Source organism: Micromonospora sp. URMC 106 (assembly GCF_051386395.1).
GTDB lineage: Bacteria > Actinomycetota > Actinomycetes > Mycobacteriales > Micromonosporaceae > Micromonospora.
The window spans coordinates 21,658-40,639 of record NZ_JBPQTP010000032.1; the positions used below are offsets into that span (position 1 = coordinate 21,658).

At 75.1% G+C, this 18,982-nt stretch carries 19 protein-coding genes; 13 read left to right on the plus strand and 6 right to left on the minus strand.

All coding sequences use genetic code 11. The annotated features are described in order from the left end of the window. The first annotated feature begins 18 nt into the window (after positions 1-18). The 5 genes from ACSNOB_RS13095 (at position 19) to ACSNOB_RS13115 (ending at position 4,507) form a co-directional block, all read left to right on the plus strand. Positions 19-1,776, plus strand: coding sequence for a SpoIIE family protein phosphatase (locus ACSNOB_RS13095; protein WP_436686898.1), 1,758 nt, complete (start codon positions 19-21; stop codon positions 1,774-1,776). After that, positions 1,773-2,822 carry a cobalamin B12-binding domain-containing protein gene (locus tag ACSNOB_RS13100; protein ID WP_436686899.1) on the plus strand — a complete coding sequence of 350 codons (1,050 nt, stop codon included), beginning with the start codon at positions 1,773-1,775 and terminating at the stop codon, positions 2,820-2,822. Before ACSNOB_RS13095 ends, ACSNOB_RS13100 begins: the two co-directional genes overlap by 4 nt. Positions 2,823-2,905: 83 nt before the next feature. After that, positions 2,906-3,253: an STAS domain-containing protein gene (locus tag ACSNOB_RS13105; RefSeq protein ID WP_393107227.1), complete on the plus strand. Its 348-nt coding sequence runs from the start codon at positions 2,906-2,908 to the stop codon at positions 3,251-3,253. Between the two features lie 70 nt (positions 3,254-3,323). Continuing rightward, complete coding sequence (locus tag ACSNOB_RS13110) at positions 3,324-3,770, plus strand: response regulator (RefSeq protein ID WP_393107229.1); 447 nt, start codon at positions 3,324-3,326, stop codon at positions 3,768-3,770. Positions 3,771-3,958: 188 nt separating this feature from the next. Then, complete coding sequence (locus tag ACSNOB_RS13115) at positions 3,959-4,507, plus strand: ATPase (protein ID WP_436686900.1); 549 nt, start codon at positions 3,959-3,961, stop codon at positions 4,505-4,507. A 19-nt stretch (positions 4,508-4,526) separates the two neighbouring features. On the opposite strand, the gene ACSNOB_RS13120 is transcribed toward ACSNOB_RS13115, so the two are convergent. From ACSNOB_RS13120 to ACSNOB_RS13130, 3 genes are all read right to left on the minus strand, one after another. Then, the gene (locus ACSNOB_RS13120) at positions 4,527-5,366 is read right to left on the minus strand and encodes a hypothetical protein (protein ID WP_436686901.1); all 840 of its coding nucleotides are present in this window, start codon (positions 5,364-5,366) and stop codon (positions 4,527-4,529) included. Between the two features lie 450 nt (positions 5,367-5,816). Further along, the gene (locus ACSNOB_RS13125; RefSeq protein WP_393107233.1) at positions 5,817-6,245 is read right to left on the minus strand and encodes an OsmC family protein; all 429 of its coding nucleotides are present in this window, start codon (positions 6,243-6,245) and stop codon (positions 5,817-5,819) included. 122 nt (positions 6,246-6,367) lie between these two features. Next, positions 6,368-7,309, minus strand: a complete 942-nt coding sequence (locus tag ACSNOB_RS13130) for a serine/threonine-protein kinase (RefSeq protein WP_436686902.1) — start codon at positions 7,307-7,309, stop codon at positions 6,368-6,370. Between the two features lie 179 nt (positions 7,310-7,488). Here ACSNOB_RS13130 and ACSNOB_RS13135 point away from each other — a divergent pair, with 179 nt between their 5' ends. The 3 genes from ACSNOB_RS13135 (at position 7,489) to ACSNOB_RS13145 (ending at position 9,632) form a co-directional block, all read left to right on the plus strand. Continuing rightward, positions 7,489-7,722 (plus strand): hypothetical protein, encoded by a 234-nt coding sequence (locus ACSNOB_RS13135; RefSeq protein ID WP_436686903.1) that lies wholly within the window; start codon positions 7,489-7,491, stop codon positions 7,720-7,722. A 213-nt stretch (positions 7,723-7,935) separates the two neighbouring features. Beyond that, entirely contained in the window at positions 7,936-8,652 is a 717-nt protein-coding gene (locus ACSNOB_RS13140) for a TetR/AcrR family transcriptional regulator (protein ID WP_436686904.1), read from the plus strand. A 5-nt stretch (positions 8,653-8,657) separates the two neighbouring features. Next, a complete protein-coding gene (locus ACSNOB_RS13145; RefSeq protein ID WP_436686905.1) occupies positions 8,658-9,632 on the plus strand; it encodes a VOC family protein in 975 nt (324 codons plus the stop codon). A 42-nt stretch (positions 9,633-9,674) separates the two neighbouring features. Here ACSNOB_RS13145 and ACSNOB_RS13150 read toward each other — a convergent pair whose 3' ends face one another. Further along, the gene (locus ACSNOB_RS13150; RefSeq protein WP_436686906.1) at positions 9,675-10,529 is read right to left on the minus strand and encodes an arginase family protein; all 855 of its coding nucleotides are present in this window, start codon (positions 10,527-10,529) and stop codon (positions 9,675-9,677) included. Between the two features lie 37 nt (positions 10,530-10,566). Here ACSNOB_RS13150 and ACSNOB_RS13155 point away from each other — a divergent pair, with 37 nt between their 5' ends. Continuing rightward, positions 10,567-11,253 (plus strand): helix-turn-helix domain-containing protein, encoded by a 687-nt coding sequence (locus ACSNOB_RS13155; protein WP_436686907.1) that lies wholly within the window; start codon positions 10,567-10,569, stop codon positions 11,251-11,253. A 92-nt stretch (positions 11,254-11,345) separates the two neighbouring features. Here ACSNOB_RS13155 and ACSNOB_RS13160 read toward each other — a convergent pair whose 3' ends face one another. Next, positions 11,346-11,741 (minus strand): VOC family protein, encoded by a 396-nt coding sequence (locus ACSNOB_RS13160; protein WP_393107241.1) that lies wholly within the window; start codon positions 11,739-11,741, stop codon positions 11,346-11,348. Positions 11,742-11,931: 190 nt separating this feature from the next. Here ACSNOB_RS13160 and ACSNOB_RS13165 point away from each other — a divergent pair, with 190 nt between their 5' ends. From ACSNOB_RS13165 to ACSNOB_RS13180, 4 genes are all read left to right on the plus strand, one after another. After that, positions 11,932-12,081, plus strand: a complete 150-nt coding sequence (locus tag ACSNOB_RS13165; RefSeq protein ID WP_393107243.1) for a hypothetical protein — start codon at positions 11,932-11,934, stop codon at positions 12,079-12,081. Between the two features lie 8 nt (positions 12,082-12,089). Next, the gene (locus tag ACSNOB_RS13170) at positions 12,090-13,514 is read left to right on the plus strand and encodes a class I SAM-dependent methyltransferase (RefSeq protein ID WP_436686908.1); all 1,425 of its coding nucleotides are present in this window, start codon (positions 12,090-12,092) and stop codon (positions 13,512-13,514) included. Next, on the plus strand, positions 13,507-15,735 hold the full coding sequence (locus ACSNOB_RS13175) for a sulfatase-like hydrolase/transferase (RefSeq protein ID WP_436686909.1): 2,229 nt from the start codon (positions 13,507-13,509) through the stop codon (positions 15,733-15,735). Before ACSNOB_RS13170 ends, ACSNOB_RS13175 begins: the two co-directional genes overlap by 8 nt. A gap of 233 nt (positions 15,736-15,968) precedes the next feature. Beyond that, positions 15,969-17,252: a citrate synthase gene (locus ACSNOB_RS13180; protein WP_393107250.1), complete on the plus strand. Its 1,284-nt coding sequence runs from the start codon at positions 15,969-15,971 to the stop codon at positions 17,250-17,252. Between the two features lie 165 nt (positions 17,253-17,417). Here the strand turns inward: ACSNOB_RS13180 and ACSNOB_RS13185 are convergent, their stop codons facing one another. Beyond that, entirely contained in the window at positions 17,418-18,821 is a 1,404-nt protein-coding gene (locus ACSNOB_RS13185) for a glycosyltransferase family 4 protein (RefSeq protein ID WP_436686910.1), read from the minus strand. Between the last annotated feature and the right edge of the window lie 161 nt (positions 18,822-18,982).

Here is an 18,982-nt window from a genome sequence, read left to right on the forward strand (position 1 = left end):
AGGAGTGGGGCTTAGCTGGTGACTGCTGCCGACGTCCGGGGCTCGGATCCCGGCGACGGACGGATCCCCACGCCGAGTGCCGCACGGGCTCCGGCGTGGCCCGCCGCCGCGCCCGCCCGCCCGACAGCCCCGCTGTCCGCGCTCGCCCCCGACCTGGAGCACGCGACGCCGGACTGGTCCGAGGTCGTCGAGCACTTCCGCGAGGGTCTCGTCGTCTGCGACGCGCAGGGCGTCGTCCGGCACGTCAGCCCGGTGGCGCGGCGGCTGCTGCCCGAGGTCGTCCCCGGTGAACTGCTCGCGGCGGCCGGCATCCCGGGGCTCACCGTCGGCGACCTCACCCACCACGGCCGTCGGCTGCGCGCCCGGCAGGTCTCGCTGTCGGCCGCCCGCTGCTGCTGGTACGTGGAGGACGTCACCGAGAGCGTCACGCGCGCCGACGCGCTCCTGGCCGAGCGGGCCCGCTCGGCGTTCCTGGCCGTGGTCGGCGAGAAGCTCGGCAACCCGCTGCACCCGGACCGGGCCGCCGCGGCGGTGGTCCGACTCGCCGTGCCGACCCTGGCCGAGGTGGCGGTGCTGGTGCTGGCGCCCCGCGCGGGGCGGGCGCGCTGGTGGCGGGGCACCCGCGCCGACGACGACGCCCCCGCCGTGGACAGCGGCGCCCTGCCCGCCGTCGACCTGCCCGCGGCGATCGCCGAGGGGCTGGACGGCGGGGAGCCGCACACCCTCGACTGGTTGGTGGAGCAGGCGGTGACGGCCGGCTGGCTGCCCGGCCTGACGGCCGCCGACGCCTGCGCCCGGGTGGTGCCGCTGCCCGGCCGGGACGCCCCGGTCGGGGTGCTGCTGGTCGCGCGGCGGGCCACCCGCTGGTACGACGAGGCCGACACCGAGCTCGTCCGGGCCTTCGCGGCGCGGGCCGGCGCCGCGCTGACCGCCGCGCTGCTCTACCGCGACCAGGCCGAGGTGGCCGACACCCTCCAGGCGAGCCTGGTGCCGGTGGAGCCGGCTGAGGCCGCCGGGGTGCAGTGGGGCACCGCCTACCGGCCGGCCCAGGCCGGGCTGCGCATCGGCGGGGACTTCTACGGCTCGCACCGGCTGCCCGACGGCGGTTCGGTCTTCTTCCTCGGCGACGTCTCCGGCAAGGGCGTCGAGGCGGCCGTCTTCACCGGCCAGCTCCGCCAGTGCCTGCAGGCGCTGCACCGGGTGGAGTCGCACCCCGGGCGGCTGCTGAAGCTGCTCAACGACGCGCTGCTGGAGACCACCCAGGCACAGGGCCAGGGCCGTTTCGCCACCATGGTGCTGGGGGTGGTCCGGCCGCAGCGCGAGGGCGGCCTCACCCTGACCATGGCCGGCGGCGGCCACCTGCCGCCGCTGGTGCTGCGCGACTCCGGCGAGGTGGAGACCGTCCCGCTGTCCGGCATGCTGGTGGGCGTGGTCCCCGACCCGCGGATCGGGGAGGTGACGGTCCGGCTGGAGCCCGGCGAGACCTGCCTGCTCTACAGCGACGGGGTGACCGAGGCGCGCGGTGGCCGCCGCGGCGACGAGCAGTTCGGCGGCGAGCGACTCGTCCACGCGCTCACCGACTGCCACCGGATGCCCGCGCCCGCCCTGGCCGAGCGCGTCGAGCAGGTCACCTGCGACTGGCTGGCCCACGGCGACCACGACGACATCGCCGTGCTCGCGCTGCGCGCGACGGGCCCGGGCGGGCGCACGCCCCGGCACCTGCACGCCGTGCCGACCCCGCCCCACACCACCGACGCCAGGGAGACGCGAGCGTGACCGCCCCCAGTACCGAGGCCACCCCGGCGGGCGCCTGGCTCGATTACCTGCACCAGCTTCAGGAGGCGGACGAGTACGGCGCGATCGAGGTGGCCGTGGGGCTGCTCGAGGCCGGCGTGCCCGCCGAGCGCGTCCTGCTCGACCTGGTCGCCCCGGCGCAGGCCGAGGTGGGGGAGCGGTGGGCGCGCAACGAGTGGAGCGTCGCGCAGGAGCACGCCGCGACGCACATCAGCGAGCGGGTGGTGGCGGCGATCGCCGCGTACGCCAACCCGCGCCCGACCCGGGGCCGGGTCGTGGTGGCGTGCATGGACGGCGAGTGGCACGCCCTGCCGCCCCGGCTGGTCGCCGAGGTGCTGCGGCTGCGGGGCTGGCACGTCACCTTCCTCGGCGCGAGCGTCCCCGCCGCGCACCTGGTGTCGTTCCTGCACCGGCACGACGCGGACGCGGTCGCGTTGGCCTGCGCGCTGCCGATGCGGCTGCCGCACGCGCACCGGATGATCGAGGCGTGCCGGCGCTCGGACGTGCCGGTGGTGGTCGGGGGCCGCGGCTTCGGCGCGGACGGGCGCTGGGCGCGGCGGCTCGGCGTGGCCTGGGCGCCCGACGCCCCGGCCGCCGCCGACCTGGTCGCCGACGAGCGCGCGCTGCGCCGGACCCCGCCGGCAAAGCTGTCCCACCTGGCCGACGACGAGTACACCAGCCTGGTGAAGCGGCGTGGCGAGCTGATCGACGGGGCGCTGGCGGACCTGCGGGAACGGGCCCCGGCGACGCGCGACTACACGTCCGCGCAGTTGGACTCCACCGTCAGCGACCTCGGCTACATCGTGGACTTCCTGGCCGCCGCGCTGTACGTCGACGACGGCTCGCTCTTCACCGAGTTCGTCGACTGGATGGTGGAGATCCTCACCAGTCGTGGGGTGCCGGCCCCCGCGCTGGGACTGACTCTGGAACACTATGGGCAGGTCCTGCGCGACTTCCCCCGGGCCGCGCGGTTCCTCGAGGCGGCCCGTTCGTCCGTGGCGGCGCGGGGTGGCCCCGGCACGCGGTGAGCGCCGGTGTCGACCGGCCGAAGCCCTTGCTTATACTTGCTGCACTGCAAGCATCCGCCTGCGGTGGAGCGGAGGGGACCACGGTGACGTTCACCGTCACGTACACCGATCGCCCGGGCGGGGGGACCTGCCTGCACCTGGCCGGCGAACTCGACCTGAGCACGGCACCCGAGCTCAACGCCGTGATCGACCGGATCGTCGACGGCGGCGAGCGGCGTCTGCTGGTCGACCTGACCGAGCTGGTCTTCTGCGACTCCACCGGGATCGCCGCCTTCGTCCGGGGTGACAACCGCGTCGCCGCCGACGGCGGCTGGCTGCGGGTGACCGGGGCCAGCGGCCGGGTCGACCGGGTGCTCCAGGTCACCGGGCTGGCCGAGGTGCTGAGGTATGAACCCGACATAGCCGACCCGACGGCGCAGGCCGCCGGTTGATGGGCTAGATTTTCCCGCCAGCATCGAGGGGCTCGCCGCCCTCCGTTCCGCCGACACGAAGCAGGTAGTGATGCGTGCAGACAGCCCGAGTCCGGTTCGCATCCTGGTGGTGGACGACGACCCGGGCGACGTGCTGATGATCGAGGAGGCCCTCGCGGACTCCGACGTCGACAAGGTCATCGACGTGGTCAGCGACGGCCAGGAGGCGATGGAGTTCCTGCGTCGCGAGGGGCGGCACACCGAGGCCCGGCGCCCCGACGTCATCCTGCTCGACCTGAACATGCCGCGGATGGACGGGCGGCAGGTGCTCGGCGCGGTCAAGGGTGACGAGGACCTGCGGACGATCCCGATCGTCGTGCTGACCACCTCCAACGCCGACACGGACATCGTGGGCAGCTACACGCTCCAGGCCAACGCGTACGTCACCAAGCCGATCGACCTGGACGACTTCAACGACGTGGTGCGCCGCATCGACGAGTTCTTCGGCCGGGTGGTCGTGCTCCCGAAGCGCTCCTGAGGCGTCGCCGCCGCCGGTAGGCCCCCGGCCGCATTGTCCACGCCGGGCCGCCTGTCGACACCCCGCGGGCGCCCCGGACCCGGTCGGCGCTCGCATGCTGAACATTTTTCCGGAACCTCCTCGGCGGTCGCCGCCAGCGCCGAGGATCCAGGTGGGGAAGAAATACCAGCTGCCTGGGGGGCGACAGTATGAGGTTCTCCGTCGTTGAGACCGGCTACGACCAGCGGCAGGTCGATTCCTGCCTGGACCAGCTCGGCATCCGGTTGACCCGGCTCGCGGCCCGGGCGGAGGGCGCCGCCGGGGCCGGTCGGGAGTGGGACGAGATCCGAGACGAGGCGACGGCGTTGTGCGGCCTGCTCAAGCGGCTGGACCTCGGTGACCGGGACGTGGGGCGGCGCGGTGTCGACGACGCCGAGCGCGAGGCGGCCGACATCCTGGCGCAGGCGCGCTTCGAGCTGGACGCGGCCCGCGAGGAGGCCCGGCAGGTGCGCGAGCGGGTCTACGCCGAGGCGGTGCAGGCCCGCCGGGACTTCGAGGCGGCGCTCTACGTCCGACGGCGGCGCGAGGCCCGGGTGGACCAGATCCTCAGCGGGCTCATCGCCGAGCCGGTGCCGGCCGACACCCCGACCGCCGCGGCCGGGGTGACCGGTGCCGGCGTGCCGGCGACCCGGATCGCCGCCCGGGGCGGGGCCGAGGCGTCGAGCGAGCCGCCGGGCGGCCGGGCCGGGATCCGCTGACCCGAGTGCGCGACCGTCGTCAGGTCAGCGCGGCGACGACCGTCGTGGCCCGCCCCTCGTGCCGGGCGTACGCGTCGGGGAAGGCGGAGACCTGCACGGCCTGGGCCGCGGCGGTCACGCTCATCTCCTGCCAGCCCGGGATCTCGCGCAGCGCCTCGTAGAAGGCGCGGGCGGCGTACGCGGGGCGCATCAGCTCGCGGACGGTGCCCCAGCCGCTGCTCGGGCGCTGCTGGAACAGGCCGACGGAGTCGTGGTCCGAGCCGCTGCCCTGGTGCGGGTACTGCCGGGACTCCGGGAGCACGTCGCTGGCCAGGTTGTAGAGGTTGCTCTCCTGCATGGCGGTGGCCACGGCGACGACCATGGCGCGCCGGGGCATCTTCAGGTCCACGCCCACGTCGACGATGATCTTGGCGTTGTCCATCTGGGCCTGGGTGAGCCCGGCCACCGGGCGCGGGCGGGCCGGCTTGGCCGGCTTGCGCGGGGCCTTGCGGGTGGCCGACGGGGTCGGCTTCGGGGTAGCGCTGGGGCTCACCGCGGGGGCGGGGGAGGCGGCCCGGTCCAGCGACCGGGAGGCGCGCTCGTCCGTGGCGGCCCGCTCGGCCACCGCCTCGGCCACGGGCTCCCGCGGGGTGTCGTCGGCCCGGGTGCCGGCGAACGCAGCCGCGCCGAGGCAGCAGGTCACGCCGGTCGCGAGGGCGACCCGCACGGGGGTCGAGGCGAGCAGGGCCCGGCCGCCGCGACGGGGCCGTTCCGCGGCGCGATGACGGCCGATCGTCCGTTCGGTTGAGGCGGGATCGGCCGCAGCGGTGGCCGGCCGGTCCTGGGTCAGCTTCTGGTCGAGGGGGTCGTCGGGGTGCACCCGCCGAGGCTAGAAAGAGGAGCGCCCGTTGCCATCGGCGCGGTTGGTGGCATGCGCCACATTTTGCGCCGATCCGCAGCCCCATTACGCCCGGCCGATCATCAGCCGCACGTTCCTCCCGTGTCTATTCTTTCCCTCATATCCGTTAAAGGGTCTGCAAACGGGCGAAGAGTCGATCTTGGGGCAAGGATGGCGGCCGCCGTCTCCGCTCCCCCGAACGGCCCATGCGCCACCGGCCGCGGGACCACCCGCCGATCGGCCGCCGGGGTGACCTGAGCCCGGCCGGACCGGACCGGGTCGGTGGCGAGCGCGCCCCCGACGGGCCGGCCCGCCCGGCGTCGACGCCCGTCGGGCCGGTCCGTCCAGGTGCGCAGCCGGGGAGCCCCTCCGCCGGCCGGTCCTGCCCGCCGACCTGGCCGGTCCGCAGCGGCCGGGCCGATCGCCCGGCGGTCAGTGCCGGCCGTTCTCCGCCGGTGTCACGGTGAGCCGGTGCCGGCTGGCGTCGCCGCTGGAGAACGGCCACAGCCGATCCGCGTGCTCGACCAGCTCGGCCAGCTGTTGGCGGCTCAGCCCGGCCGACGAGATGGAGGCGTGCACGTCGGCCCGGTACCGGCCGTCGTCGTCGCGCCCGAGCTTCGCCTCAGCCCGCACCTGCACGGTGTGCGCCTCGTCGGTGATCTCACCGGCCGCCTCCACCGCCGCGTGGTGCAGGCAGGACGCGAAGGCGGCGGCGAGCAACTGCTCCGGGGTCAGACCCGAGCAGTGCGGTGCCAGCGGGGACGCCAGGGCCGTGGAGAGCCCCCCGTCGTCGGTGCGTACGTGGCCGCCCTCGGCGGTCGCGGTGGCCGTCTCGTTCAGCCAGGAGCTCGATTCCGGCATCGCGTTCCTCCCGTTCACTCACCGGCCCGGCTACCCGGCCCCCGGGCCGTGAAACCGCAGCCGACGGCCGGAGCGGGGGTGTGCCGCCGGCGGGCGGCACGGGACGCGGGCCGCCCGGCGGCTCAGCCGGCGTGGGCGGGAGGCAGGGGCGCCGCCTCGGTCACCTCGGCCGCCGCCCGCTCGGTCCACGGGGACACGGCGCCGCCCCGCTGCCGGGGCGCCATCCGCTGCTGCATCGGCACGTACACCCGGGCGTCCACCGCCTCGGCCAGCAGCAGGGCGGCCACCAGGCTGGTCGGCCGTTCGGCCGGGTCGTCCGCCAGGCAGCGGGCGCACAGGTCGGCCACCTCCGGGGGCAGCCCGTCGATCTCCGGCAGCGGCTGCGGGGGTTGCCGCCGCCGCACGCCGAGCAGCTGTGTCGTGGTGCCCGCCTGGTACGGCAGCCGCCCGCTCAGGCAGTAGTAGAGCAGCACGCCGAGGGCGTACATGTCGGCGGCCGGGGTGGCGGGCGCCCGCTCCAACTGCTCCGGCGCGAGGTACGCCGGCGTGCCCACCACGATCCCTTCCGGCGACCGGTCCGGGGTGCCCGACGGGGTGGCGATGCCGAAGTCCAGCACCTTGACGCCGGACGGGGTGAGGATGACGTTCGCCGGCTTCACGTCGCGGTGCACGATGCCGTGCGCGTGGGCCGCGGCCAGGGCGGCGCTGACCTCGGCGCAGACCCGCACGGCGATCCGCCAGTCCAGCGGCCCGACCCGCAGGTGCGCCGCGAGCGTCTCGCCCTCGGCCAGCTCCATCACGATGTAGGGCACCTGCCCACCGGGCAGCGTCGAGCAGGTGCCGAAGTCGTGCACGCTGGCCACGTTCGGATGCACCAGCCGGGCGGCGGAGCGCGCCTCGGCGCGGATCCGCTCGACCGACGTGTCCTGCCCCTCCTGCCCGGGGGACATCACCTTGACCGCGACCGGCCGGTCCAGCACCGCGTCGTGGGCCCGCCAGACCTCCGACATGCCGCCGATGCCGATGCGCTGTTCGAGCCGGTACCGCCCGTCCAGCGTCCTCATCGACCGCTCCTCGTCTTCCGTCCCGCCCGTCCCGGGGCGCCCGTGGTGTCGTCCTCCGCTGCCGGTACCCGGCCTCCGATCAGGGCAAACCGGGGCCGGATCCGGGCGGTGCCGACGCTGGCTGCGGTAGCTTGCGAGCCGGGGCCGCTGTCGGCCCGGGAGCGGGGGAGGTGCCTGGGATGGGCGAGGTGACCGTACGCTTCGTCGGCGGACCGGCCCACGACCTGGTCCGGGCGCTGCCCGCCGAGCCCGACGGCGCCCCGCCGGCGCGCTGGGTCCTGCGCCATCCCGACGGCGCCGGGGCGGCCGGCCCGGGCGGCCCGGACCACCTCTACGAGCGGGAGCACCCGGTCGGCGGCGGCACGTGGACGATGCGCTTCGTGCACACCTACCCGGTGGGCATGACCGAATGAGATCGTCCGGCCCGCGCTGACCGGCGTCGCTGTCCGGGGTGCGGGAGACCGCCCGGTGGACGGTCGCGGCGCCGGCCGGCGTGGCCCACGTGTCGCGCCGGGTCGAGTCCGACCCCGGCCACGGTCTGTCAGGTCGGCGTGTCGAGGGATCAGGCCGTTTCTCGTGACTGATGACCAGAATGCTATTTTGGTCATCAGTCACGAGGGGGTTCCATGGCGGAGCGGCAACCGGGCCGGACGGATCGCGCCGACCGCATCCTGGATGCGGCGAAGGACCTGCTGCTGCGCTGGGGATACCGACGGGTGACCATCGACGAGATCGCGCGGCACGCCGGCGTCGGCAAGGGCACCGTCTATCTGCACTGGCGCAGCCGGGAGCAGTTGTTCCTCGCCGTCGGCGCGCGGGAGGCGGTCGCGATGCTCACGGCGGTGGTGACCGCGATGCGCGACGACCCGAAAGAGATCGCGCTCCACCGGTACCTGCGCCGGTTCTTCCTGGAAGCGATGTCGCGCCCCGTCCTGCGCGCGATCTTCACGCGGGACACCGACATGCTGGACCGGTTCCTGTCCAGCCCCGCCCGTCGGCCGCTGCAGAGCGCCAAACTACTGGCCTCCCGCGACTACCTGGAGGTCCTGGCCGGTCACGGCCTGCTGCGGGCGGACCTGCGGCCGGACGGTCTGGACTACACCCTGCCCGCGGTCATGTTCGGGTTCTTCGGCATCGAGCCTTTCCTTTCCCCCGAGGTCGAACTGGCGCTTGAGGACAAGGCCGACCAGTTGGCCGACACGCTGTGCCGCGCGTTCGAACCAGCGCAGCCGCCGCCACCGGCACGGTTCGCCGCCGCCGCGCCGCCGGTCATCGCCATCTTCGACCGGCACACCGACGACTACCGCCGCGCCGCGTACGGCGCGTCGACCGACGAGAGGTGACAGTCATGGGCAAGGACATCAGCGGCCTGCACCACGTGGGCCTGGTCGTGGCAGACATGACCGCGGCTGTCGAGACCTGTCGGCGGCTCGGCTTCGTCGTGCCGCCGCCGGCCTGTCCGACGCTGCCCACCACCCCGGGAGCCCCGGCGCGTCCGGTCGGCGCGGCGAACACCCACATCTACCTCCGCCGCAACTTCGTCGAGATCGTGACCGTCGTGAAGGACGGTCAGCCGATCCCGGCGGGAGCCCGCACGCTTCCCCTCGACGTTCCCGACGACAAACTGCCGGGGCTCCTGACCGCCGTCCGTGGCGCCGCCGTGAACCTCACCGCCTGCCTCGACCGGTTCCCCGGCATGCACATCCTCATCTTCGACTCGCCCGACATCGACGCCGCCGCCAGCCGACTCGGCGCCGCCGGCGTCGGCCACGGCGGCGTGCACGCGATACAACGTCCGGTCGAAACCGCCGACGGCACTCGGATGGTTCCCGCCCGCTACCTGGAGATCGACAGTGCCGACCCGGGCGCGCCACCCGGCCGGCTACCAGAGGGCAGGATCGGCATCGCCGAAAACACCGCTCTCGACGGGCAGCAGCAGCCGGCGCACGCCAACGGCGCAGTCGATCTGGTGGGCTGCGTGCTGGGTGTGGCAGACGACGAGTTGCCCGAGGCAGCACGCCGCTACGAGACGTATCTCGGCCGCGCCGCCGACCGCGAAGGCGCCACCGCGACCTTCGACCTCGACGACGCCACCGTCACCCTGGTCGCCGCCTCGGCGGTGCCCGGCCTGCTGCCGGGCGAACGTCCGCCGGCCGTGCCCGCCTTCGTCGGTTACACGATCGCGGTACACGACATCGCCCAGACCGAGGACCACCTGAGGGCGACCGGGGTGTCACACACCAAGCCCCGGGCGGGTGAGATCGTCGTACCAGCCAGCGAGGCACTCGGCGCCGCGATCGTCTTCCGTTCCGGCGCCTACTGACATCACACCCCGCCGGGCGGGGTGTGGCCGGGCTCCGCCCGGTCAGTCGGACAGCAACTCGGCGAGGACCGCCGCGATCCGCTCCGCGTGGCGCCCGTCGGGGTCCTCGTCGGCGTTGAAGTCCGTGACGCTCATCCCGAGCAGCCGGCCCGAGCGCACCAGCGGCCCGGCCAGCGCCGTCAGGTCGTCCCAGTCCAGGCCGCCCGGCTCCGGGTAGCTGACCGCCGGCAGCACGAGCGGGTCGAGCACGTCGAGGTCGAGGTGCAGCCAGGCCGGGGTGGTGCCGACGGCCAGGGCCCGGCCCATCGCCGCCGCGTCGGGCCCGCGCAGCCGGTCGGCCGGCACCCGGTGCACGGCCGGGTCGACCCGGACGGCCTCCATCCCGTCCGCGGTGTCCCGGTCGGGCACACGGTGGCCGAGCACGTGCACCTGGTCGGGATCGACCAGCGGCCCCTCCCGGTCCAGGAGGCCGGCCGGGCCGTGGTCGGTGACGATCGACAGGTCCATGTCCGCCGCCTCGCCGGTGGGCGAGGTGCGCCCGTCCTCGAAGTCCAGGTGGGCGTCGAGGAACCACAGGTCGAAGCCGGCCGGCAGTCCCTGGAGCGTGCCCGGCAGGATCGCGCAGTCGCCGCCGAGGATCAGCGGGTGCCGTCCCGTGCCGAGCAGTTCCGTCACCCGGACCGCGATCGCCCGGCCGGCGCGGCGCACCTGGTCGACGCCGATCACGCCGGTGTCCGGGTCCCGGGTCGGATCGGTGACCAGGGCGTCGACCGCGCCGGCGTCCGCCGCGCCCAGCCGGCCCAGCAGCCCGGCCGACCGCAGCGCCGCGGGCGCCCACCGCTCGCCCCGGCCGCGACCGGAGGAGTCGAGTGGAGCGTCCAGCACCGACCATCGCACAACCGGAGGCTAGCCCGACCGTGGCAGGCTGGGCGGCATGTACCGGGAACGTCCCGCCGGGTTTGCCGGCGCGGTGCTCTGGAGCAGCACGACGAGGGCGGGCGCCGCGCCGACCAGGGTGCTCCCCGACGGCTGCGTCGACCTGCTCTGGACGAGCCGCTCGGGCCTGCTGGTGGCCGGGCCGGACCGCACCGCGCACCTGAGCGGCGGCGGGCCGGCGCAGCGGTGGGTGGGACTGCGCCTGCCGCCCGGCGTCGGGCCGGCGGTGCTCGGCGTGCCCGCCGTCGAGCTGCGCGACCGGCGGATCCCCCTGGCGGACCTGTGGGGCGACCGGGAGGTCGACCGGCTGGCCGAGCGGGCCGAGGCCGCCCCGGCCGCCGTGCTGACGGAGGTCGCCGTGGGGCGGCTGCGGGCGGTCGGGGGCCCGGAGCCGGTGGGCGTCCGGATCGCCGCCGCGCTGGCCGCGGGCGCCACCGTGGCCGCGACCGCCGCCGAGGTCGGCCTGGACCCGCGCGCCCTGCACCGCCGCAGCCGGCACCTGTTCGGGTACGGCCCGAAGACCCTGGCCCGGATCCTGCGGATGCGCCGCGCCCTGGCGCTGGCCCGCGCGGGCACGCCGCTGGCCGAGGTCGCGGCCCGCTGCGGGTACGCCGACCAGGCCCACCTCACCCGGGACGTGCGGGATCTGGCCGGGGTGCCGCCGACCGTCCTGCTGGCCCGCTGAGCGCGCCAGCGGAACCGCGCGAGCGGGTGGCCCGGCCAGCGGCGCGCCGCGCGGGTGGCGGGGCTTCCGTGGCGCGTGGCGGGTGGATCGGCTCAGCCCTGCGCGAGCGGGGCGAACAGGTCCACGCCGTTGCCGTCCGGGTCGAGCACCACCGCGTACCGCTGGCCCCAGTAGGCGTCCCACGGGGGCAGGTGGCCCTCGTGGCCCTCGGCCACCAGCTCCGCGTAGAGCCGGTCCACCTCGGCCGGGTCGGCGCACCGGAAGGCGAGCGTGGCTCCGCCGCCGCCTCCGGGCTTCCAGTCCGGGTCGAAGGAGCGGACGGTGTCGGCGGTGTCCCAGGCCAGCCGGAGGCCCCCCGGCAGGGCGACCTCCACGTGCGGCTGGGTGTCGGCCTCCGCCGGGATGTCGAGGCCGAGCCGGCGGTAGAAGGCGAGTGAGCGCGGCAGGTCGCTGCTGACCATGCCGACGAGGTCCAGTGTCGGAGTCATGGCGTCGACGGTAGGGGGCGCCCCGGCCGCGCGTCTTGAACGAAACGGACGCCGGACGGAAGGTCCGGTGTCGCCTTCACGGTGGAGACGATCGGCGTACGGTGTCAGACAAGTCCGACTTTCCGGTCAAATCCCTCAGTGGGTGCGGTCGGGTGCGTCGGTGTCGAAACGGCGAGGGAAGGAGCGGTCGGTGGAACACCTGGCCTACCTGGACGCGGGGTCCGGCAGCCTGATCGTGCAGGCGGTGGTCGGCGGGGTGGCCGGCGCCGCCGTGGCGGCCAAGCTCTACTGGCGGCGGCTGGTCGACAAGTTCCGCCGTCAGCCCACCGACCAGCGCTGACCCCGGCCATGGCGACTCCCCACACCGGCCTGCGCACCGATCCCGGGTCGTTCCGCGACCCGGCCAACCGGGTCTTCCACCTCGGCGACGACGTGCTGCGCGGGCTTGACGAGCGGGCCGCCCGGGAATGGCGCGCGCTGGCCGCCACCGACTTCTTCCCGCCGCTGCTCGCCGCCGGCAAGGTCTGCGGCACCGAGCCGGTCGAGCCGGCGCGGGTGCCCTCGGCCACCCGGTGGGCCGCCGTGCTCCGCCACGAGCGCATCCCGTTCGTCTCCCACCCGTACGAGTGGTCCTTCGCCATGCTGCGCGACGCCGCGCTGCTGCACCTGGAGATCCTGCGGGCGGCCCTGCCGGCCGGGTTCACCACCAAGGACGGCTCGGCCTACAACCTCCAGTGGCGCGGGACGGAGCCGGTCTTCATCGACGTCGGCTCGTTCACCCCGGCACGCGACGGCGAGCCCTGGGCCGGATACCGGCAGTTCTGCCAGACCCTGCTCTACCCGTTGCTGCTCGGCGCCCACCTCGGGCTGGACTTCCAGCCCTGGCTGCGAGCCCGGGTCGACGGCATCGAGCCCGACCAGATGCGCCGGCTCTTCGGCGGGGCCCGCCGGCTGCTGCCCGGCGTGCCCAGCCACGTGCACCTGCACGACGCGATGCAGCGCCGCAACGCCCGCGCCAGCACCGCCGACGTCCGGTCGCAGCTGCGGGCGGCCGGCTACTCCCGGGAGTTGGCGCTGGCCACCGTGCGGGGGATCGAGAAGCTCGTGCGGCGGCTGGAGCACCGCCCCACCGCCAGCCACTGGGTCGACTACCAGCGCACCTGCGCGTACACGGCCGACGACCGGGCCGCGAAGGAACGCTTCGTCGCCGAGGCGCTGGCCGGCCCGCCGCGCCCCCGTCTGGCGCTCGACCTCGGCGCCAACGACGGCCGGTACGCCCGCCTCGCCGCCCGGCACGCCGACTACGTCGTCGCGGTGGAGCAGGACCCCGCCGTGGTCGACGGGCTCTACCGCGCGCTGCGCGCCGAGGGCGAGCGGCGGATCCTGCCGCTGGTGATGGACCTCGCCGACCCGTCCCCCGGCGGCGGCTGGCGGGGCGTCGAGCGCGCCTCGTTCGCCGGGCGTGCCCGGGCGGACGCGGTGCTCGCCCTGGCCGTGGTGCACCACCTGGCGATCGGGCGCAACGTGCCGCTGCCCGAGGTGCTGGACTGGCTCGTCGGCCTCGCCGCCCCCGGCGCCCGGATCGTGGTGGAGTTCGTCCACCGCGAGGACCCGATGGCCCGCCGGCTGCTGGCCAACAAGCCCGAGGGCCTCTTCCCGGACTACCGCCACGCGGAGTTCGAGCGGCTGTTGGCCGGCCGCTGCCGGATCACGCGCCGCCTCGACCTGCCCTCGGGCACCCGGACCCTCTACGCGGCGGTCGCGGGTGGCTGAGCCGGCCCGCAGCCCGGCCGATCCGCCCCGGCCGCCGGCCGTCACCCCGGCCGACCGGTCGCCGGCGCCCGGCCCGGCCGCCGTACCGCCCGACCCGGCCGCCGTACCGCCCGACCCGGCCGCCGTACCGCCCGACCCGGCCGCCGTACCGCCCGACCCGCCCGCGCCGCCGCCGTCCGAGCCGACCAACCCGACCGGCCGGGCCGACCCGTCGCCGGCGGGGGGCCGTGCCGGCGGGTCGCCGGGCCGGCGCGCGGAACTCGGCCGGCTGGCGGAGGTGGCCGGCCTGGTCGGGCTCGTGGTGACCCAGCCGCTGCTGGACGTCCTCGGCCGCAGCCCCGACTTCTTCCTGTTCCACCGCGCGGACCGGCGGGAGATCCTGCTGCTGGTCGCGCTGGTCACGCTGGCGCCCACGGCCGCCGTGGCGCTGCTCGCCGCGCTGTCCCGGCTGGCCGGGCGGACCGCCCGGTCCGCGACGCACACCCTGCTGGTCGGGCTGCTGCTCGCCGCCCTGGCCGTGCAGGTCGGCCGGCACGCGACGCCGCTGCGGGGCGTACCGCTGCTGCTGGTGGCGGCGGTGGCCGGCGCCGCCGGGGCGGCCGCGCACCGGCGGTGGCGCGCGCCCGGGCGGGTGCTGCGGCTGGCCGCGGCCGGCCCGCTGCTGTTCGTGGGGCTGTTCCTGTTCGCCTCGCCGACCTCGACGGTGGTGCTGCCGCGCGGCGAGGGCGGCGCGGCCGGGGCGGCCGGGCCCGGCAACCACCCGCCGGTGGTGCTGCTGATCCTCGACGAGCTCCCGCTGGTCTCCCTGCTCGGCCCGGACGGACGGATCGACGCCACCCGCTTCCCGCACTTCGCCGAGCTGGCCGCCGGCTCCACCTGGTACCGCAACGCCACCGGGGTCGGCGGGTGGACGCCCTACGCGCTGCCGGCGATGCTCACCGGCCGGTACCCGCAGCGCGAGGCGGCGCCGCACTACTCCCAGTACCCGGACAACCTCTTCACCGCCTTCGGCGGCCTCTACGACATCCGCGCCGAGGAGAGCATCACCCGGCTCTGCCCGCCCAGCCGCTGCGAGTCGCCGATCACCCCCGAGCAGGGGATGGGCGTGCTGGTCCGGGAGACCGGCGGGCTGTTGCGCCAGCTCGCCGCCCCGGTGGACAGCCACGTCGACCCGGAGGACTCCTACCGGGAACGGACCCGCGCCGAGGCGGGCATCGACGACGCCGAACCGGTGCCGGCGGACCCGAAGTTCCGCTGGGACAGCCTGAACGCCAACCAGCCGGCCCGGTTCACCAGCTTCCTGGCGGGGCTGCGGCCGGCGTCCCGCCCCGTGCTGCACTTCCTGCACCTGTTGATGCCGCACTCGCCGTGGGCGTACCTGCCGTCGGGGGCGCGCTACGACGCCCCGGGGGACCTGCCGAACGACGGCGACGGCTGGGTGGACCTGGCCCGGCGGCGCCACCTCGCGCAGCTCGGCTACACCGACCGGCTGATCGGGGAGACCCTGCGCACCCTGCGGGCGCGCGGCCTCTACGACGAGGCTCTGCTGGTGGTCACCGCCGACCACGGTGTCAGCTTCACCAAGGGCGCGCAGGGCCGCGGCATGGACGCCCTCCGGGCCGCCCCGGGCGAGGTCGCCTGGGTGCCGACCTTCGTCAAGACCCCCGGGCAGCGTGCGGGGCGGGTCGACGACCGGAACTGGCAGCACGTCGACCTGCTGCCCACCATCGCCGACGAGGCGGCCATCCGGCTGCCCTGGCGGGTCGACGGCCGGTCCGCCCGCCAGGCGCCACGCGCCGAGACGGGAAAGGTCTTCTACGACCGCCCCGGCGAACCGACCCCGATCCCCGGCGGCGTGCCGGCCCCGCTCGCGCCGCCCGCGCCGCACCCGCTCGTGGGCACCGCCGTCGGCGACCACCCGAGCGGCGGCACCGCCCGGGTGGCGGCGCTGTCCGCGTTCCGGGCCGTCGACCCGGACACCGGGCGGCTGCCGGCGGCGGTCTGGGGCGACCTGCCGGACGAGGTGCCCGACGGCACGCTGCTGGCGGTCGCGGTCAACGGCCGGGTCGGGGCGGTCGTCCCGGTGGTCGGCCGGGACGCCGGCGGTCGCCGCTTCGCCGCCCTGCTGGACGACGACCGGCTCTTCCGCGCCGGCGCGAACCGCCTGGACGTCTACCGGGTCGCCGCCGACGGGACCCTGCGCCGCCTCGACCTGTCCTGAGCCGCCGCGGGCCGTTTGCGCCCCGCGCGCGGCCCACCGGTAGCGTTCCCACGGCCACGCGCCCACGGGCGGCTCCGCCGTGCCCGGGATCGAGGGGGTTTCCCGGCCCGCTGGTCGGGAATCGGGTGACGCATGCCTCACCGCCGAACCACGGCGGGCGGTATCCCCGCGACCGCGATTACGGTAAAAGCGAAGGCAATTCAACGCAGATCTGCCGGCGAAGCGAGGGACACATGACGGAAGTCAAGCTCGATCACCCCGGTGGGCAGCTTTCGATGCCGGTGCAATCCGCGGTCGAGGGCCCCGCCGGCATCGGGGTGGGCAAGCTGCTCAAGGAAACCGGGATGACGACCTACGATCCCGGTTTCGTCAACACCGCGGCCTGCTCGTCCGCGATCACCTACATCGACGGCGACGCGGGGATCCTGCGTTACCGCGGTTACCCGATCGAGCAGCTTGCGGAGAAGTCCTCGTTCCTGGAGGTCTCCTACCTGCTGATCTACGGTGAGCTGCCCACCCAGCAGCAGCTCACCGAGTTCAGCGAGCGGATCCGGCGGCACTCGCTGCTGCACGAGGAGATGCGCCGGTTCTTCGACGGCTTCCCCCGCGACGCGCACCCGATGGCCGTCCTCTCCTCGGCCGTGAGCGCCATCTCGACCTTCTACCAGGACAGCCTGGACCCGTTCGACTCCTCGCACGTGGAGATGTCCACGGTCCGGCTGATGGCGAAGGTCCCCACCATCGCCTCGTACGCCTACAAGAAGTCGATCGGCCAGCCGCTGCTGTACCCGGACAACTCCCTGGGCTACGTGGAGAACTTCCTGCGGATGATCTTCGGCGTGCCGGCGGAGCCGTACGAGGTCGACCCGGTGATGGCCAAGGTGCTGGACATGCTGTTCATCCTGCACGCCGACCACGAGCAGAACTGCTCCACCTCGACCGTGCGGCTGGTCGGCTCCAGCAACGCCAACCTCTTCGCCTCGGTCTCGGCCGGCGTGAACGCGCTCTTCGGCCCGCTGCACGGCGGCGCCAACCAGGCCGTGCTGGAGATGCTGGAGAAGATCCAGGCCGACGGCGGCGACGTCGCGTCCTTCGTCCGCAAGGTGAAGGACAAGCAGGACGGCGTGAAGCTGATGGGCTTCGGCCACCGGGTCTACAAGAACTACGACCCGCGCGCGGCGATCGTGAAGAAGGCGGCCCAGGACGTGCTCGGCCGGATGGCCAAGCCGGACCCGCTGCTGGACCTCGCCATGCAGCTGGAGGAGATCGCGCTCGCCGACGACTTCTTCGTCTCCCGCAAGCTCTACCCGAACGTGGACTTCTACACCGGCCTGATCTACAAGGCCATGGGCTTCCCGACCAAGATGTTCACGGTGCTCTTCGCGCTGGGCCGGCTCCCCGGCTGGATCGCCCAGTGGCGCGAGATGATCAACGACCCGGAGACCAAGATCGGCCGTCCGCGCCAGATCTACACCGGCTCCCCGGAGCGGGCCTACACCCCGTCCTCCGAGCGCTGACCTCCGCCGCGTACCCGAACAGGCCGCCGACCCCGTGTGGGTCGGCGGCCTGTCGTCCGTCCGGCCCGGCGGCGGCCACAGCGACCGCGCCCCGACGTCCGGGCGAGCCGAGCCCTCCGCGCCCCGAGGCGTGGTGGGTCCGGCTCACCCGAAACTTCGTGCCGGTCAGCGTAGGCCGGCGGCGGCCAGCAGGTTGCCGTCGGCGATCGGCGGCAGGACACGGCCCTGGGCCATCCGCTGCGCCGCCCGCTCGGCGGTGAAGGCGGGCCCGCCGGCGATCGCCGCCGCGTAGGCGGCCGCCGTGCGGTGCGCGATCGCCGCCCAGCCGTACCGCTCGTGGACCATGGCGCGGGCCCTCCGGGCCAGCTCGCGGGCCCGCTCCCGGTCCGACAGCAGGGCGTGCACGGCGTCGGTCAGCCCGTCCGGGTCGTGCGGCCGGAAGGTCATCCCGGTGACGCCCGGCTCGACGATCTCGGCCAGCCCGCCGGTCGCGGCGACGGCCAGGGGCGCGCCGGCGGCGGCGCCCTCCAGGGCGACCATGCCGAACGGCTCGTAGATGCTCGGCACCGCGAAGCAGTCGGAGGCGGCCATCACCGCGGGCAGGGCGGTGCCGCCCAGGAAGCCGGGAAGGCTCACCGTGCCGGCCAGGCCGAGGCGGTGCACCTCGGCCTCCAGTTCGGCGCGGTACGGCCCGTCGCCGACGATGACCGCGCGCAGGCCGGGGTGCCGCTCGCGCAGCCGGGGGAGGCCGGCGAGCAGGTGCTGCACGCCCTTCTCGTAGACCAGCCGACCGGCGAAGGTGACCAGCGGCCCGTCGCCGGCGAACCGCGCCCGGGCCTCGGCGACCGCGGCCGCCGGCGCCCGCCAGCGGTGCGGCTCGACGCCGTTGGGCACCACGTCGACCCGGCCGGCCGGCACGCCGAACAGCCCGGTGATCTCGTCGCGCATGTATCCCGAGCAGACGATGACGCGGCCGGACTCGCCGGCGAGCCAGTGTTCGACGCCGTGGATGGTGCGGTTCATCTCCTCTGGCAGCCAGCCCTGGTGTCGGCCGGCCTCGGTGGCGTGGATGGTGCTGACCAGGGGGATGTCGAGGTGTTCGCGCAGGGTCATGGCGGTGTGGGCGACGAGCCAGTCGTGGGCGTGGATGACGTCGTAGGAGCCGGCTTCGGTGGCGCGCAGGGCGGCGCGGGTGAGGGTGTGGTTGAAGGCCATGGTCCAGGCCAGCAGTGAGGAGGTGGCCAGGGGGAAGGTGACGGGGTCCTCGGCGGCGCGGACGACGCGGACGCCGTCGGCGTACTCCTCCAGGGGTGCGCCGTCGGCGTGGCGGGTGACGACGGTGACCTCGTGCCCGGCGGCGGCCAGGGCCACCGACAGGGCGTGCACGTGCCGGCCGAGGCCACCGACCAGCACCGGCGGGTACTCCCAGGAGAGCATGAGGATGCGGCGGGTCTGCGGGGGCGTGCCCGGCCCGGTCTGCGCCGGGACCTGGGGCCGGGAGGTGAGGGTGGGCCGGTGGACCCGGCCCGCGGCGGTGGCGGTCTGCTCGCCGACCCGCAGGGTGGTCACATCAATCTCCGTCCATGCATGGTGGAACGCGCCGGCGACGATGGCGGCGGAACAGTGGTTGGGGTGGCCGACGGGCCGAGCTGACGACGCGCGTGCGCGTCCCGCGAACAAGCAAAAGGCATCGCGCCCGATCCCGCATCTCGAAAAGGGCCAAGGTGACG